At 68.7% G+C, this 15,706-nt stretch carries 14 protein-coding genes and 1 pseudogene; 10 read left to right on the top strand and 5 right to left on the bottom strand.

All coding sequences use genetic code 11. The features are described from left to right. Window positions 1-237: 237 nt before the first annotated feature. Complete coding sequence (locus GGR11_RS12785) at window positions 238-1,086, top strand: copper resistance protein B (protein WP_183197515.1); 849 nt, start codon at window positions 238-240, stop codon at window positions 1,084-1,086. Window positions 1,087-1,471: 385 nt separating this feature from the next. On the opposite strand, the gene GGR11_RS12780 is transcribed toward GGR11_RS12785, so the two are convergent. From GGR11_RS12780 to copC, 5 genes are all read right to left on the bottom strand, one after another. After that, the gene (locus GGR11_RS12780) at window positions 1,472-1,951 is read right to left on the bottom strand and encodes a pyridoxamine 5'-phosphate oxidase family protein (RefSeq protein WP_343051147.1); all 480 of its coding nucleotides are present in this window, start codon (window positions 1,949-1,951) and stop codon (window positions 1,472-1,474) included. 141 nt (window positions 1,952-2,092) lie between these two features. Then, a complete protein-coding gene (locus GGR11_RS12775; RefSeq protein WP_183197511.1) occupies window positions 2,093-2,851 on the bottom strand; it encodes a cyclic nucleotide-binding domain-containing protein in 759 nt (252 codons plus the stop codon). 3 nt (window positions 2,852-2,854) lie between these two features. Then, window positions 2,855-3,064 (bottom strand): hypothetical protein, encoded by a 210-nt coding sequence (locus GGR11_RS12770; RefSeq protein WP_221205252.1) that lies wholly within the window; start codon window positions 3,062-3,064, stop codon window positions 2,855-2,857. 126 nt (window positions 3,065-3,190) lie between these two features. Continuing rightward, on the bottom strand, window positions 3,191-4,126 hold the full coding sequence (gene copD / locus GGR11_RS12765) for a copper homeostasis membrane protein CopD (RefSeq protein ID WP_088582512.1): 936 nt from the start codon (window positions 4,124-4,126) through the stop codon (window positions 3,191-3,193). Window positions 4,127-4,132: 6 nt separating this feature from the next. Next, entirely contained in the window at window positions 4,133-4,495 is a 363-nt protein-coding gene (copC, locus tag GGR11_RS12760; protein WP_088582513.1) for a copper homeostasis periplasmic binding protein CopC, read from the bottom strand. 172 nt (window positions 4,496-4,667) lie between these two features. Between copC and GGR11_RS12755 the strand changes: the two genes are divergently transcribed. From GGR11_RS12755 to GGR11_RS12715, 9 genes and pseudogenes are all read left to right on the top strand, one after another. Further along, on the top strand, window positions 4,668-5,030 hold the full coding sequence (locus GGR11_RS12755; RefSeq protein ID WP_088582514.1) for a hypothetical protein: 363 nt from the start codon (window positions 4,668-4,670) through the stop codon (window positions 5,028-5,030). Window positions 5,031-5,145: 115 nt separating this feature from the next. Further along, window positions 5,146-6,504: a TolC family protein gene (locus tag GGR11_RS12750; protein WP_135194144.1), complete on the top strand. Its 1,359-nt coding sequence runs from the start codon at window positions 5,146-5,148 to the stop codon at window positions 6,502-6,504. Beyond that, the gene (locus GGR11_RS12745; RefSeq protein ID WP_112863185.1) at window positions 6,501-7,802 is read left to right on the top strand and encodes an efflux RND transporter periplasmic adaptor subunit; all 1,302 of its coding nucleotides are present in this window, start codon (window positions 6,501-6,503) and stop codon (window positions 7,800-7,802) included. Before GGR11_RS12750 ends, GGR11_RS12745 begins: the two co-directional genes overlap by 4 nt. After that, window positions 7,799-10,951: an efflux RND transporter permease subunit gene (locus GGR11_RS12740; RefSeq protein WP_112863184.1), complete on the top strand. Its 3,153-nt coding sequence runs from the start codon at window positions 7,799-7,801 to the stop codon at window positions 10,949-10,951. The genes GGR11_RS12745 and GGR11_RS12740 overlap by 4 nt, the downstream gene beginning before the upstream one ends. Beyond that, on the top strand, window positions 10,948-11,358 hold the full coding sequence (locus tag GGR11_RS12735; RefSeq protein ID WP_035307582.1) for a copper-binding protein: 411 nt from the start codon (window positions 10,948-10,950) through the stop codon (window positions 11,356-11,358). Before GGR11_RS12740 ends, GGR11_RS12735 begins: the two co-directional genes overlap by 4 nt. Window positions 11,359-11,655: 297 nt before the next feature. Next, the gene (locus GGR11_RS12730) at window positions 11,656-11,973 is read left to right on the top strand and encodes a hypothetical protein (RefSeq protein WP_135194148.1); all 318 of its coding nucleotides are present in this window, start codon (window positions 11,656-11,658) and stop codon (window positions 11,971-11,973) included. Window positions 11,974-12,009: 36 nt separating this feature from the next. Beyond that, window positions 12,010-12,714, top strand: a complete 705-nt coding sequence (locus tag GGR11_RS16960) for a helix-turn-helix transcriptional regulator (protein ID WP_052004914.1) — start codon at window positions 12,010-12,012, stop codon at window positions 12,712-12,714. 39 nt (window positions 12,715-12,753) lie between these two features. Continuing rightward, a complete protein-coding gene (locus GGR11_RS12720) occupies window positions 12,754-13,425 on the top strand; it encodes a class I SAM-dependent methyltransferase (protein WP_230307678.1) in 672 nt (223 codons plus the stop codon). Between the two features lie 167 nt (window positions 13,426-13,592). Beyond that, window positions 13,593-15,623 (top strand): annotated as a pseudogene (locus GGR11_RS12715) (NAD(+) synthase); the annotation flags it as partial. Window positions 15,624-15,706 lie beyond the last annotated feature (83 nt).

Genomic DNA, 15,706 nt, shown 5'->3' with positions numbered 1-15,706 from the left:
GCACAGACCCCCGTCCCGATGCCCGGGATGGCGATGCCCGCGCCGTCCCCCGCGGCAGCGCCTGTGCGCCCAACTCGGCCGCGTCAGACCCGTCCGGCTCCCCCGCCCATGCGACCCCCGCCGGGGCCGGCGGAATCGGAGCGCAGGCAATCCCACGCTCGTCCCGACACGGCGACGGCTCCAGCCCGAGCGCCAGCGCCACCGCCAGCCGTTCCCGCCCACACGTCGCCTGAGCCCATGACGACGATGCCGATGCCGGTCTTGACGCCGCCCGCTCCCGACAGCGCCGCGATGCAGGCCATGCCCGGCATGAACACCCGGCCAGGCAACCCGGGTTCAGTCGCATCGCCGATGTCGCCGATGCAGGGCGGTCCCGCACCGGCGGACGCCCGGGACTCCTTTGACTATTCCGGTGGGTTCAGTCGCAGCGTCATGCCCGGGGCCGAGGCCTCCGACGGCTTGCGGCTCGGGGCCGTCTTCGTCGAGCAGTTCGAAGCTGTGGAAACCAACCAGGGTTCGGGCTCGGCCTGGGATGTGCAGGCCTGGTACGGCGGCCCGTTCGACAAGGCCTGGCTCAGGACACAGGGGGATCGCCGCGGCGGCCGAACCGAAACGGCCAGCGTGGAAGCACTGTGGTTTCGCCCGTTCCATCCCTTCTGGGGCACGCAACTGGGGGTGCGCCAGGACTTTGGCGAGGGGCCGAACCGGACCTGGGCGGCGTTGGGCGTCCAAGGCGTCGCGCCATACTGGAATGCCGTCGAGGCGACGGCCTATGTGGGCGAAGACGGGCGCACCGCGGCCCGGTTGAAAATCGCTACCGATCTGAGAGTCACGCAGCGTCTCGTGCTTCGGCCCGATGTCGAGGCCAATCTGTTCGGCCGATCCGATGCGGCGCGTCGCACAGGCAGCGGGCTCTCCAGCACGCAGGTGGGTCTGCGTCTGCGATACGAGTTCCGGCGCGAGTTCGCGCCGTATATCGGCGTGGCCTGGAACCATGGGTTCGGCGAGACAAGAGAGCTCCGCCGCCTGTCGGGGGACCCGAATGACGAGGTCCAGTGGATCATCGGTTTTCAGGTGTGGCGCTAGGCCTGGAGTGGCCGCCGGCCGCCACGGGTAAGCCTGTTGGGTGTAGGCCGGTGCGGCTGTGCAGTTCAGCGGCGTCGAAGTCTGAAAGCCGCACCTCGATCCAGGGAGCGGGACCGGCGGTGTTTCCCACGCACAAACTGTCGCCGTCGCCGACGTAGCGGACGATGCCCGCGAAGGTCTCGCCCGCGCGCCCGGGCAGCCGCCCTTCGCAAGGGTCGGCTCGGGCGGCGGCGGGAACCGGGAGAATCCAGGCGCAGGTCAGAAACCGGCCGACGTGAGTGATTTCACCCCGACCCTGCCGCAACAACATCGGGCATGCCGCCGACAGCCGCCTTGATCCACATCACCGACGCGCTCGGGCGCCGGCGCGCTATCGCGCCCGTGATCAGGACAGCCGGGCTTTCCTGCCCGTCTTGGCGGAGCGCTGTTCGCCTCGCTCCGCTGAATTGCCGAGCGAGAAACATTCCGTTCGGCTTCGGCCCCCGGAGGCGGCGATGGCGCAGATCAGTTCGGGTTTCACATGAATGAGCACCACGGAACTCGTAGCCGGGCAGTAAACGCTGACCGCAGGCCAGCGCTTGAACATCAGTTGATTGAGCCGTTCGACTTCGCCGGCGTCCGTCACCTCGTTCGCGCGCGCGGCCATCGAAACGCCGACGGCGCCACCCAGCTCCGTATCGCAATGGATCGAGACCGAAACACGGTCGTCGGCCTGAACGTTGGCCAGCTTCTGGCTGTCGCGGCCGCTGACGAAATACAGGTTCAAGCCGTCATTCAGATAACCGACCGTCGTCACCTGCGGCCAGCCGTCGGGTCGATTGACCCCAATGCTCATCAGGCGTTCACGGTTGAGAAGGTCGACGATGGTTTCGACCGAACGCCGTTGATCGGCGGGCAGGCGTCGATCTTCGAGTTCGCGTCCGTGGCGCCGCCCTCCGGGTCAGCGACCTCCCGACTATACCTCCCGGCAGAAAAGTTGGCCTTGATCTGGCTCAACCCGCCGGCTTCAGATTTCTCCGCCGGCGTGAGCGCGCAGGAGGTCCGGACGTTCGACGATCAGATCGCTCTGGGAGGGCATCGAGATGATGCCGTTGGCCTTCATGCGGGTGAGCACGCGGCTGACCGTCTCGATCGTCAATCCCAGATAGTCGGCGATCTCGCCGCGTTTCATGGGCAGGCGGACATGGCCCGGGACCGTCGGGCGCGCGGGGTCGTGGCCGGGCAGGTCGAGCAGGAAGGACGCCAGCCGCTCAATGGCGGTCTTGCGTCCCAGCAGAAGCATCTGGTTTTGGGCGGCGGCCAGTTCGTGGGACGTGCGGTGGAGAAGCATATGCTCAAGGGGCGAACTGCTCTCGACGAGGGCGCGGAACGGTCCCTTGCGGAACCGGCAGACGGTCGTCGGCTCCATGGCTTCGGCGGAGAACACGTAGAACTCACCGATCGCTAGACCGAGGAAGTCGCCGGCGAACAGGAAGCCGATGATCTGGCGTCGACCGTCCGGCAGCAGTTTGTAGACCCGCAGCGACCCCGTGGTGACATTGAACACGTAGGGCGCGGGTTCGCCTTCCCGGGTCAAAACCGCGCCGGCGGCCAACTTGACGACCTCGGCCAGATCTCCCAGCCGTGCAAGATCGCTGTCGGCCACGCTGCCGCAAATGCTCAGCGCGCGCGCGCCGCAGCTGTCGCAATCGTTGACTTTGGGCCGATCGACACATCCGTGGCGAGGCAATCGCGGCGCAGGCATGGGCTTCGTTACGGCGATCATTCGCTAAAATGCGCGCCGGAGGATCGTTTCCAGCGATGACCCGCGATAGGCCACGCCGAACCGGCCTGCTTCGATCTCCTTGACGACCTGGCCGATGCCGCGACGGATGGAGCGGAAATTCTTCAGACGCTCGTCCCACAAGAACCAGGTCTGGTAGGTCGCAGCCGGGTCGCGCCGCCACTGTTCAATAAGATCACGAACTCGATCTGACACGGCGCGCCCCCTCAATTCTTGAGCAGTCTAGGCGGGTCCAGGTCGCTGGGCCAACGGCCATTCGCAGCCGGTCCCAAGAGCGCGTGCGACGCACCTGGCTCCAGCGCGTTCGGCGCGCGCCAACGGCTACATCGCCATTTCCATGGCCGAGACCGGAGCCAGGGTTCCCATGATGGACACCAGGGCCAGCAGCCCCAGGGCGAGGAGGGTCTCCATCACCAAGCTGCGTTTCAGCCGTGAAATGGCGGGGCCAAGATACTCGGGATCGTCCAGGGCGCTGCCGAGGTGGGGCGTCAGATAAAAGCGGTTCGCGGCCGCCAGAACCAGCATGAGCGCGAAGAGCACGAGCTTGCCCGTCAACAGCAGGCCGTAGGGCGTGCTCAAGAGGCCAGCGATACGATCGGGTCCGACCATGAACCAGCTGTTCACCAGTCCGCTCAGAACCAGGACGGCGACCGATGCGGATCCGACGCCGGCGAATCCGTGAAGGGCTCGATAGAGGATCCTATCGCCATCGACCGTTTCTGACCGCCGCCGCAACGTCAGGATCAGCAAGGCCGCGAGCGCGCCGAGCCACACCGCCGCCGCCCAGCTGTGCAGGATCGCGGCCGTCAGATGAACATAGCGCCCCGCGCCTTCGGTGGCCGCGCCGTGTCCCGTCCAGGCGAAGCTGGCGCCGACGATAAGACCGGCGACAGCGACGAATTTCCACAGGCCGCGGGACGGCTTGTCTTGAATGAGCGCAAGAAGCGCGAGCAACGCGGCCAGCGTCCGGACGAGAAAGGCGGGTCCGAGGCTCGTGCCCGTGAGCATGAAGCCGAGCGTCGCCGGCTTGAGACCTTCAGTCAGCGAGCCCGCCATCACAGCGGTCTGGGCCGCGAAGGCGGCGGCGGAGCCTATGGCGACCACGGCCGCCGCGCTGACCAGCAAGGATCTCGTCCAGCCGAGGGCCACCGCGTCCGACCCGCGCAACCCGTAGAGGAGGAACAGCGGCGTCCCGAGCAGGACGACAGCGCCGCCGTACTGCGCGAGCCGGAGCAGGATGACCAGAACGTCGAGCACGATGGGTCAGCGCACCGTGAAGGCGATGGCGCCGGTCATACGGTGGCCGTCTGCGGAGGCGGCGTGCCAGTTGAGGCTGTAGGCGCCGGCCGCGAGCGGTCGCGCCGTCCGTCCCGAAACGGTCATGCCGTCATCGGAGACGGTGGTCGCGACCGGGAATTTGGCGCCGGCGGCGTTCACGACCTCGAGGCCCGAGAAAGCGGGAACGACGCGTTCGCTGAAGGTGACCGTCAGCGAACGCGGCGAGGCGATGCTCGCGCTCGCCGCCGGGTTGGAGGCGACGACGCGCGCGTGGGCGGCAGCCTGCGTCGCCCCCAACAGCAGGGCGCCGACGGCGCCGACGACGGAAAGGATTTTGCGAGTGGTCATAGGGAGGCTCCGAAACCAGAGGGGTTCAATGAGTTATACGGGCGCCGGGGTTGAATCCCTCGTTCGAACTGCGGGCGGGCGCGCGCTGATCCGGAGCATTGCGTTGCGCGCGCCCGACGCCAGCCCGTCGGTCGCTTGACACGGCCGGCCGACGGGCGTGGGATGAACGCGCATGTGGAACCTCGTCCGCACCCTTCTGTTCGCCCTGGCGGTGGCCGGCTTCGTCGGCCAGTCGTCCGCGCACGCCACGCCGTTCCAGGTATTCGAAGCGACGGGCGGCATGGCGGACATGGATTGCGCCGAGATGATGGTGATGGCGGACGGGCCTTCCGGCGGCGCTACTAGCCCTTGCGACGAGATGACGCCCGACTGCATCGCCAAGATGGGCTGCGCCGCCGTCGCGGCGCCCATGCCGCCGGCGCCGACCGTTCAACGGCCTTCGGCTCCGCGGGGACTCCGGTTCGCAGCCGTCGATGTCGTGCGAGAGGGCGCAGGCCCGCTTCCACTGAAGAATCCGCCGAAACGGCTGGCTTAGAACGCTTTCGCTGAACGGTAGGCCGTGCGCGACGTTACGCCGCGGTAACCGATCGATCTGAGCCCTTCGCCGGTGTCCTGCCCTCACGGCGGGTCCGATGGTTTCGAGGAATTTCATGACCATTCGTTTGAGGACGGCGACACGCGCGTCTGCTTGTCAGCCGCCCCGTGTCCGCCTGCCGCGCGTCACGACGCGGCGAGCCGAGGCTTCGGCGCCCACCCGGTGCCGTGAGCTAACCGCAAGCTGGGCGATCCTTCCCGCTTCCGTTCTGCTCCTGAGCGTCTGGACCGCGCCGGCCCAGGCTGACCCCCAGACGTTCGACGAGGCCCTGGCCCGCGCGGCGTTCAGCGCACCCAGTCTGCGCGCCAGCGCATTGGGTGTCGACGCCGCTCGTGCGGCCGTTCCGGCAGCGGGGCTTCTGCCGGACCCCCGGCTCTCCGTCGGTCTCGACGGATATCCGGTGACCGGGCCGTTCGCGGGGCAATTCGATGAAGACTTCACCATGCTCAGGATCGGCGTCGAGCAGGAGGTGCCCAGCCGCGCGCGTCGTCGCGCCGAGCGAGACATCGCCGAGGCGGCGATCGGCGTCGCCGGCGCTGAGGAGTCCGTCGCGCGACGAGAGGTCCGGGTCGCCGTGGGCCTTGCGTGGATCGACCTGTTCTATGCCGAACGCCGCTTTGCGGCGTTGGAAGAGCTGCTGGCGACGTTGCAACCCCTGTGGGACGCCGCCCCGGCCGGAGTCGCGTCCGGCGCCTATCGGCCCGCCAACGCTCTCGGGCCCGTTCAGCTCAAAGCCGATCTTGACGATCGCCGCAGCAGTCTCGCCGCCGACATCGAGAAGGCGCGAGCCGAACTCGCCCGGTGGACGGGCGACGCCGATCCCGAGACGGTTGGCCCGCCGCCGCAGGACGATCTCGACCTGACCGCCTTGCGGAACGGCATCGCCCAGCTGCCGACCGTGCGGGCCTATGGAGCCGCCGCGCGCCGCGCCGAAGCCGAGGTCGACCTGGCCCGCGCCGGACGTCGCCCGGACTGGTCGTTCCAAGCCAGCTACGCCCGCCGCGATGAGCGGTTCGGCGATCTGTTCTCCGTCGGAGCGAGCGTGCGGCTGCCGATCTTTCCCGGTCGAAGGCAGGATCCCGTCATCGCCGCGCGCGCCGCTGATGCGCTGCGGGTCACCGCCGAGCGTGAGGACGCTGAGCGCGTGTTGACCGCGTCGCTGCGAAGCGCCCTGGCCGAATACGCGACCGCTCACGATCAATGGGTCCGGTCGCGCGACGTCGTTCTGCCCAGTGTCCTTCAGCGTTCCGATCTCGAAACCGCGAGCTATGCGGCGGGTCGGGCGGGCATCGTTGAAGTTCTCGAAGCCTTCACCGCCGTGGCCAACGCCCGGCTCGACACGCTCGATCGCGAGGCCGCCGTGATGCGTCAAGTGGTCGAGATCACTCTCACCTATGGGAACGACGACCGATGAACGCCCTTCGCAACAAACGCCTGGGCATCGCCATGGGCGCGCTTCTTTTGGTCGGGGTCGGCGTCGGGGCCGGCATCGTCGTCGCTCCGCGGCTGGATGGGGCCGGCGGTGAGACCGCCGAGGGGGGAGGGGAGCGCGAGATCCTCTATTGGTACGATCCCATGGTTCCAAACGAACGCTACCCGGGGCCGGGGAAGTCGTCCATGAACATGGAGACCATCCCCAAATATGCCGATGAGGGGGGAACGACCGCCACCCCCGGCGTTCGAATCGATCCGGCGCTGGCCCAGAATTTGGGGGTCCGGTATGCCACGGCTCGCCGTGGCGACCTTGAGGGCGATCTGAGCGCCACGGCGGTGGTCGATTACAATGAACGCGACATCGCCGTGGTCCAGTCGCGGGCCGACGGCTTCGTGCAGCGAGTCTACAACCGCGCGCCGGGCGATGTCATCGCTGCGGGCGCGCCTCTGGTCGATTTGCTCATCCCGACCTGGGGCGGCGCCCAGACGGAATATCTGGCCGTACGGCGCACCGGCAACACGCCCCTGATCCAGGCGGCGCGGCAGCGACTGGTGCTGATGGGCATGTCCGAGAGCCTGATCGCCTCGGTGGAGCGCAGCGGGCGGGCGCGAAACACGATCACGATCTCAACGCCCACTGGCGGCGTGATCAAGACCCTGGGCGTGCGCGCCGGCATGAGCGTGACCCAAGGCATGACCTTGGCCGAGATCAACGGCCTGGCCACCGTCTGGGTCAATGCCGCCATCCCGGAGGCGCTGGGGAGCCGGCTAAGGGTCGGACAGTCCGTCGAGGTGGCTTTGACCGCGTTCCCGGGAGAGCGGTTCACGGGTCGTCTGACCGCCCTGTTGCCGGAACTCGTCGGCGACAGCCGCACGGTCACGGGACGGATCGAAATGGCCAATCGCGGGGGCCGTTTGCGCCCCGGCATGTTCGGCCGGATCACCTTCGGCGGCGGTTCGACGACGGCGTTGCTCGTGCCGACCGAGGCGGTGATCCGAACGGGTGAACGGGACATTGTCATGCTCGCCCGGCCGGAAGGCCGGTATCAACCGGCCGAGGTCCGTGTCGGGCGAGAAGCCGGGGGGCAAACCGAGATCCTCGCCGGTCTCAGGGAAGGCGAACGGATCGTCGCGTCGGGGCAGTTCCTGATCGATTCCGAAGCCAGCCTGTCAGGCGTAACGGCGCGGCCGATCGGCCCGACGTCCCGGCCCGCCACCGCCGCCCCAACGGGCGCATCCATGGCCGCGCCCGCCTCGCGCGGGAGGTCGAGCCAATGATCGCCGCGGTCATTCGCGCCTCGGTCAAGGGGCGCTTCCTCGTCCTTATGGCCGCCGTCGCCCTGCTCGCCGCCGGCCTGTTCGCGGTTCGCAGTACGCCGGTCGACGCCTTGCCGGACCTGTCGGACGTGCAGGTCATCATTCGCACCAGCTACCCGGGGCAGGCGCCCCAGATCGTCGAGAACCAGGTCACCTATCCTCTGGCGACCACCATGCTGTCCGTACCCGGCGCGCGAACGGTTCGAGGCTATTCCTTCTTCGGCGACAGCTTCGTCTATGTGCTGTTCGAAGATGGGACGGACCTCTACTGGGCGCGTTCCCGGGTCCTCGAATACCTCAGCCAGGTGCAGGCGCGGCTTCCCGCGACCGCCCAACCGGCACTTGGTCCGGACGCCACCGGCGTAGGCTGGGTCTATGAATACGCCCTGGTCGATCGCACAGGCCGCAACGATCTGGCGCAATTGCGAAGCCTGCAGGATTGGTTCCTCCGCTACGAGCTGAAGACCGTGCCGGGGGTCGCCGAGGTCGCCAGCCTGGGCGGCATGGTGCGGCAATACCAGGTGGTGCTCGACCCCGTCAGGCTCGCGTCCTACGGCGTCACCCATCAGGCGGTGGTGGACGCTCTCCAGCGCGCCAACGGCGAGACGGGCGGCTCGGTGCTCCAGCTCGCCGAAGCCGAATACATGATCCGCGCCAACGGCTATCTGACCGAGCTCGACGACTTCCGGGCCGTGCCGCTCCGCACGGCGGCTGGAGGCGTGCCGATCAGCCTCGGGGATGTCGCGACCATCCAGATCGGCCCGGAGATGAGACGCGGCATAGCCGAGCTCAACGGCGAAGGCGAGGTCGCGGGCGGCGTCGTCATCCTTCGATCCGGCGCAAACGCCCGCGCCACGATCGCGGCCGTGACCGAGAAACTCGAGACGCTCAAAGCCGGACTGCCCCCGGGAGTCGAAGTGGTGACGACCTACGATCGCTCGCAGCTCATCGACCGGGCGATCGACAATCTGAGCGGCAAGCTGATCGAGGAGTTCATAGTCGTCGCCCTGGTCTGCGGCCTGTTCCTCTGGCACGCCCGGTCGGCGCTGGTCGCCATCCTGACCCTGCCGCTGGGCGTCCTGGCGGCCTTCCTGATCATGAATCTTCAGGGCGTGAACGCCAACATCATGTCGCTGGGCGGCATCGCCATCGCCATCGGCGCCATGGTGGATGCGGCGGTGGTCATGATCGAGAACGCCCACAAACACATCGAACGATGGGAACACGATCACCCGGATGAAAAGCTGGCGGGCGAAGATCGCTGGAAGGTCATCACCGAGGCGGCCGTGGAGGTCGGCCCCGCGCTGTTCCTGAGCCTGCTGATCATCACCCTGTCGTTCATCCCGGTGTTCAGCCTGCAGGCCCAGGAGGGCCGGCTGTTCGCGCCCCTAGCCTTTACCAAGAGCTATGCGATGGCGGCGGCGGCGATCCTGTCCATCACTCTCGTGCCGGTTCTGATGGGCTATCTGATCCGCGGACGGATCCCGGCCGAACAGAGCAATCCGATCAATCGCTGGCTCACGCGCATCTATCGCGGGCCATTGGACTGGGTGCTGCATCATCCCAGAAAGACCTTGGTGGCAGCCTTGCTGATCTTCGCCACCACCGCCTGGCCTCTTAGCCAGCTCGGCGGCGAATTCATGCCGGCGATGGACGAGGGCGACCTGCTGTATATGCCTTCGGCCCAGCCGGGTCTCTCCCCGGCCAAGGCCGCGGAACTGCTGCAACAGACGGACCGGATGATCCGCACCGTGCCCGAAGTGGCGACCGTGTTCGGCAAGGCGGGCCGGGCGGAAACCGCCACGGATCCGGCTCCGCTGGAGATGTTCGAGACCACCATCCAGTTCAAGCCGCGCGATGAATGGCGGCCGGGCATGACCCCGGAAAAACTGATCGAAGAACTCGATCGCGCGGTTCAGGTCCCCGGACTGTCCAACGTCTGGGTCCCTCCCATCCGAAATCGCATCGACATGCTGGCGACGGGCATCAAGAGCCCCGTCGGCGTCAAGGTGTCCGGCTCTGACCTGGCCGCGATGGACCGTATCGCGGCCCAGGTGGCCGATGTCGCCAGGACCGTACCGGGCGTGACCTCCGCCTTGGCCGAACGCCTGACCGGCGGGCGTTATGTCGACATCGACATCGACCGGCGCGCGGCGGCCCGCTACGGCCTGAACATCGCCGATGTCCAATCGATCGTATCGGGCGCCGTGGGCGGCGAGACGATCGGACAGACGGTGGAGGGGCTCGCCCGCTATCCGATCAGCGTCCGTTACCCGAGAGAATTGCGCGACAGTCTGGAGCAACTGCGCGCCCTGCCGATGCTGACGCCGTCGGGCCAGCAGATCACCCTTGGCACGGTCACCAATATCCAGATCGCGGACGGCCCGCCGATGCTCAAGTCCGAGAACGGCAGGCTGACCACCTGGGTCTATGTCGACACTCGGGGGCGCGACCTCGCGTCTGTCGTCGCCGATCTGCGTCAGGCGGTCGCCAGCGAGGTGGATCTCGCGCCGGGCGTCAGCATCGCCTACTCCGGCCAGTTCGAATATCTGGAACGGGCGGCCGAGCGGCTAAAGATCGTGGTTCCGGCCACGCTCGTGATCATCTTCATCCTGCTCTATCTGACCTTCGGGCGCTTCGACGAAGCCCTCCTCATCATGGGCACCCTGCCATTCGCCCTGACCGGCGGCTTCTGGTTGCTCTATCTGATGGGCTTCGATCAGTCGGTCGCGACCGGGGTTGGCTTCATCGCCCTCGCTGGCCTGTCGGCGGAGTTCGGCGTCGTGATGCTGATCTATCTCAAACATGCGCTGAAGGATCGAGGACCTGATCCCGACCGGGAGCAGGTCGAGGAGGCCGTTCGCGAGGGCGCCCTTCTGCGGGTCCGGCCCAAGGCGATGACGGTCGCCGTGATCTTGGGCGGTCTGTTCCCGATCCTGATCGGCCACGGCGCGGGGTCGGAGATCATGACCCGGATCGCGGCGCCAGTCATTGGCGGCATGATCACCGCGCCCCTCCTGTCGATGCTCGTCATCCCAGCCGGCTATCTCCTCCTGAGACGCCGGAAATCACGTCCCACCCAAACCCCCACCCAAGGAGCTACCCTATGAAAAACCTGTTCGTGAAGTCGGCCAGGCTCGCCCTCGGCCTGAGCCTGTCAGCCGGGGCGGTCATTGCCCTGGCGGCCTGCAGTCAGCAGCCGGCGACGGAGACGGAAACCCCAGCCGCCACCGGTTCCGCCGTTGCCCCCGCGGCGCCCGCGGAGATGGACGCCATGTCGTCGGCGGCCGGAGAGGAGTCCGCGACCGCGCGCGGGGTGATTTCGGCCATCGACGCGGAGGGCGGCAAGATCACGATCGAGCACGAGCCGATCGCCAGTCTGGAATGGCCCGCGATGACCATGGGCTTCGCGGCGTCACCCGCCCTGATTGACCAGGCGAAGGTCGGCGACCGGGTCGAGTTTGATCTGGTCGTTACAGGCAGCGCGGGCGAAGTGAAGGCGATTCGGCCGCAGTAATCCCCTGCTGCCGGACTGTCGTCGCACGGGGCGGCGGCGTCCGGGTTGACGACGCGGCGGGGAACCTTTGGCTTCTCCGCCGCGTCGAGCCTTTATGGGTTCAGCAGACGGCTTCAAAGCGGCGTGAAGATGGACAGTGCCGACTGTCCGAGTTGTTTCGGTCCGAACCCGAATGGGCTTCGAGGCGGCGCTCGGCGCGGGGATGTCGTGCGAACAAGCCGAACCGTGGACTGAGGGACCGCAGCGTTGGAACTCGCCTTGGAGTACCCGAGTTCGATCTTGAAGGAGGTGGGTGACATGAGCGACATGAACGGAATGCCCTCAAGGTCGGGCGAGGCACGCCTGTCGTGCCTGCTGAGGTCCATCGATCTGACTCCTCAACGACGGGCGCCCGCGTCGGATCTTCTTGGGCGGTCCCGCCGGGGCTCGGTGGCCGCCGCCCTGCTGCTGGTGCTCCTGGTGGTCGCCGTCGTGAGCTGGCGAATCGGTCCCGCCGGCGTGGCGTCCGGGGCGCGGGAAGAGCGCCTCGAGGACGACGCCGACGAGCCCGCGCGATCCGACCGCCGCGACGAGCGAGATCGCCGCGGCCGATCCGGGGGCCGGGACCGTGACTGACCCCATCCGGCGTCGTTTCCCGCCTGTGGCGCGCCGGTGAGCCCTGACGGCGCCTGGCGCGGGGGTCTGCAGATCGGCCCGGGCTGGGCGCGGTGGCGCGGCGCGGTCGGCGACAACGCGCTTCACCGGCACCTCGCGGCGCAGGCGGTGTTCGCCGACCGGCCGATCGCCGTCGAGACTGCGGGCGGCCGCGTCCTTCGCGCCACGGCGTTTCTCGTCGATCCGCTCGTGGGCCATCGGCTCGGCGCCGCGGCGCAGGCCGAGATCCTGTTTTTCGAGCCGGGAAGTCTGGGCGTGGAGGCGCGCGCGGCGCTTCGGGCCGTGCTCGTCCGCGCGTCCAGCGCCCACGTGCTGGCGGCCGAGGGCCGTCGGCGGTTCTGGTCGGACCAGGCGGGCGGAGCCGGAGGCGAGCCGGCCGCGCCCGCGGTGTCCTGGATGGCCGGCGTCCTGACGTTCATCGACGCCGCGCTCTCGGAAGGCCCCGTGCGGCTCGATGCGGCTGCGGGCCGCGCGGGTTTGTCGGCCGACCGGTTCCGTCACGTCTTCGCCGAAGCGCAAGGCTTGTCGTTCAAGCGGTTCGTCCTCTGGCGGCGGCTGCAGCTTGCGGCGACACTGCTGGCGGGCGGGGTCGACGTGACCACCGCCGCCCATGAGGCCGGCTTCTCCGACGGCGCGCACCTCGCGCGGACGATGAAGGCGATGTTCGGGGTGCAGCCGCGGCGCCTGGTCCCCTCCGGCTGAGCAGCCGCTTCGTTCAAGCGGCGAGCCCGAATCCAGGCGATGCTCGTCGCCATGAACCAGGACAGAGACTTCGTCCCCGCGCTCGGTCGCCACGAGCTCACCGGCGCCTACGACAGGGTGCTGGCCGTCATGACCCGGGAGCGTCGCTGGCGGTGCGCCCTGCTGTCGGAAGCCGATCCGCAGCCTGGCGAGACAATCCTCGACGTCGGCTGCGGCACCGGGACCTTCGCGATCCAGCTCAAGACGGCGTCGCCGGGATCGCGCCTCATCGGCGTCGATCCCGACAAGGCGGTGCTGGAGATCGCGCGCGACAAGGCTCGCCGGGCCGGGGTCCACGTGGAATGGCGAGCCGGCTACGGGGACGCGCTGACCGCGATCCTGCCGGGCGCGGCCGCGGACAAGGTGGTCTCGAGCCTGGTGCTGCATCAATGCCCGATGCCCGTGAAGCGGGCGATCCTCGCCGCCTGCCTGGGCGCGCTTCGACCCGGCGGCCGGCTGCATATGGCCGACGCCGGCCGCCAGGCGAATCCCTTGATGCGCCTGCTCTTCCGGCAGGTTCAGATGCTGGACGGCTTCGAGCACACCGAGCCCAATGCGCTCGGCGTGCTCCCGGACCTCATGCGCGAAGCCGGCTTCGAGGCCGTGAGCGAGACGCGGCGGATTCCCACCCCGACCGGGTCGATCTCCCTCTACGCGGCCGTGCGGCCGTAGGCCGCCGTCGGGGGCGCCGCGACGCCCTCGACAGCGAGCTCCGCCTGCCCGCGATGACGGCGGGCCCGAGCTCGGGCGGCCGCGGCGCGCGACGGAGGGCGCAACTTGCCGGGCGCCGGGCCGCTCCTGTACCGGTCGACGCCAAAGGAGGCCGAGCGCATGAACTCTATTCCAACCGGGCGCAGGGGTTCGTGCGTGTGGCGGTTTGCACGCCGCGCATCGCCGTGGCCGATCCGGCGGCCAACCTCCTCGAGACCCTGAAACTGGCGCGGGAGGGACACGCCCGCGGCGCCGACCTCATGCTGTTTCCGGAGCTGGGCCTGTCCGCCTATGCGATCGACGACCTCCTGCTCCAGGACGCCCTCCTTCAGGCGGTGAACGCCGCGCTCGCCGAGCTCGTGCAGGCGAGCCGGGACCTGCAGCCGGTGCTGGTGGTGGGAGCGCCCCTCGTCCGCAACGGACGGCTCTACAATTGCGCCGTCGCCCTCGCCCGGGGCCGCGTCCTGGGGGTCGTGCCCAAGAGCTTCCTTCCGAACTATCGGGAGTATTACGAGAACCGCTGGTTCGCCCCCGGCGCCGGCGTGCGCGGCCTGGACATCGCCGTCGCCGGGCAGAGGGCGCCGTTCGGGACCGACCTGATCATCGAGGCCAGCGACGTCCCGGACTTCGTCTTCCACATGGAGCTCTGCGAGGACTTCTGGGCCGCCACCCCGCCCTCGACCCTGGCGGCGCTGGCGGGAGCCACCCTGCTCTGCAACCTGTCGGCGTCCAACATCGTGGTCGGCAAGGCCGACGAGCGCGCGCTGCTCTGCGCCTCGCAGTCGATGCGATGCCAGGCCGCCTACCTCTACGCCGCGGCCGGGCCCGGCGAGAGCACCACCGACCTGGCCTGGGACGGGCAGGCGACCATCCACGAGCTCGGCCGTCTGCTGGCCGCGACCCGCCGCTTCCCGGACGTCGCCCAGATGGCCGTGGCGGACGTGGACGTCGAACGCATGCGCCTCGAGCGGCTGCGGACGCCCACCTTCAACAACGCCGCCGCCGCCGCCGGCCACCCCGAGCACGCTTTCCGGCGGATCGCCTTCGAGCATGCGGCGGAGCACGTCGATATCGGGCTGCTGCGGCCGCACGACCGGTTTCCGTTCGTGCCGGACGATCCGGCCCGGCTGGACCAGGATTGCTATGAAGCCTTCAACATCCAGGTGCAGGGCCTCGCCAAGCGCCTCGACGCGGCGGGCGTCAGGCGCGTCGTGGTCGGCGTCTCCGGCGGCCTCGACTCCACCCACGCCCTGATGGTCGCGGCGAAGGCCTTCGACGCCCTGGGCCGTCCGCGCACGGACATCCTGGGCTTCACCATGCCCGGCTTCGCCACCAGCGAGGGCACCAAGCGCAACGCCTGGGCCCTGATGCGAAGCCTCGGGGTGACGGGCGAAGAGATCGACATCCGGCCCGCGGCGCGGACGATGCTGGAGGCGATCGGCCACCCGTTCGCCCGCGGCGAACCGGTCTACGACGTCACCTTCGAAAACGTCCAGGCCGGGCTGAGGAGCGACTTCCTGTTCCGGCTCGCCAACCAGCGCGAGGGCCTGGTGCTCGGCACAGGCAACCTGTCCGAGTCGGCGCTGGGCTGGCAGACCTACGGCGTCGGCGATCACATGAGCCACTACAACGTCAACGGCTCGGTCCCCAAGACCCTCATCCAGCACCTGATCCGCTGGGTCGCGGCCACCGGGCAGTTGGACGAGGCGGCCTCGGCGACCTTGCTTGGCGTGCTGGGCACGGAGATCTCGCCCGAGCTGGTGCCGCAGGCCGCCGCGGACGCGCTTCAGAGCACGCAGTCCAGGATCGGGCCCTACGAACTGCAGGATTTCAACCTGTTCTACCTGACGCGCTACGGCCTGCGTCCCTCCAAGGTCGCCTTCCTGGCCTGGCACGCTTGGCGGGATCTCGAGGCGGGGGCGTGGCCGGCCCACTTCCCGGCCGCCTCGCGCGCCGCCTATGATCTGCCGACGATCAAGCAATGGCTGGAGGTGTTTGTCACCCGGTTTTTCGCCCTCAGCCAGTTCAAGCGCTCCGCCATGCCGAACGGCCCCAAGGTGATTTCGGGCGGCAACCTTTCGCCGCGCGGCGACTGGCGGGCGCCCTCGGACGCGAGCGCCCGGGTCTGGCTGGACGACCTGAAGCGCAATGTCCCATAGTTCGCCCCGCACGACGCCCCGCCGGTTTTCGGGCCAGGGCGGTCTGCTCGCGTCCTGGGGGCGCCAGGCCTGACGGCGGCCCG

The sequence above is a fragment of the Brevundimonas mediterranea genome (genome assembly GCF_014196125.1).
Taxonomy (GTDB): Bacteria; Pseudomonadota; Alphaproteobacteria; order Caulobacterales; family Caulobacteraceae; genus Brevundimonas; species Brevundimonas mediterranea.
This window is presented reverse-complemented; position numbering and strand designations above follow the sequence as displayed.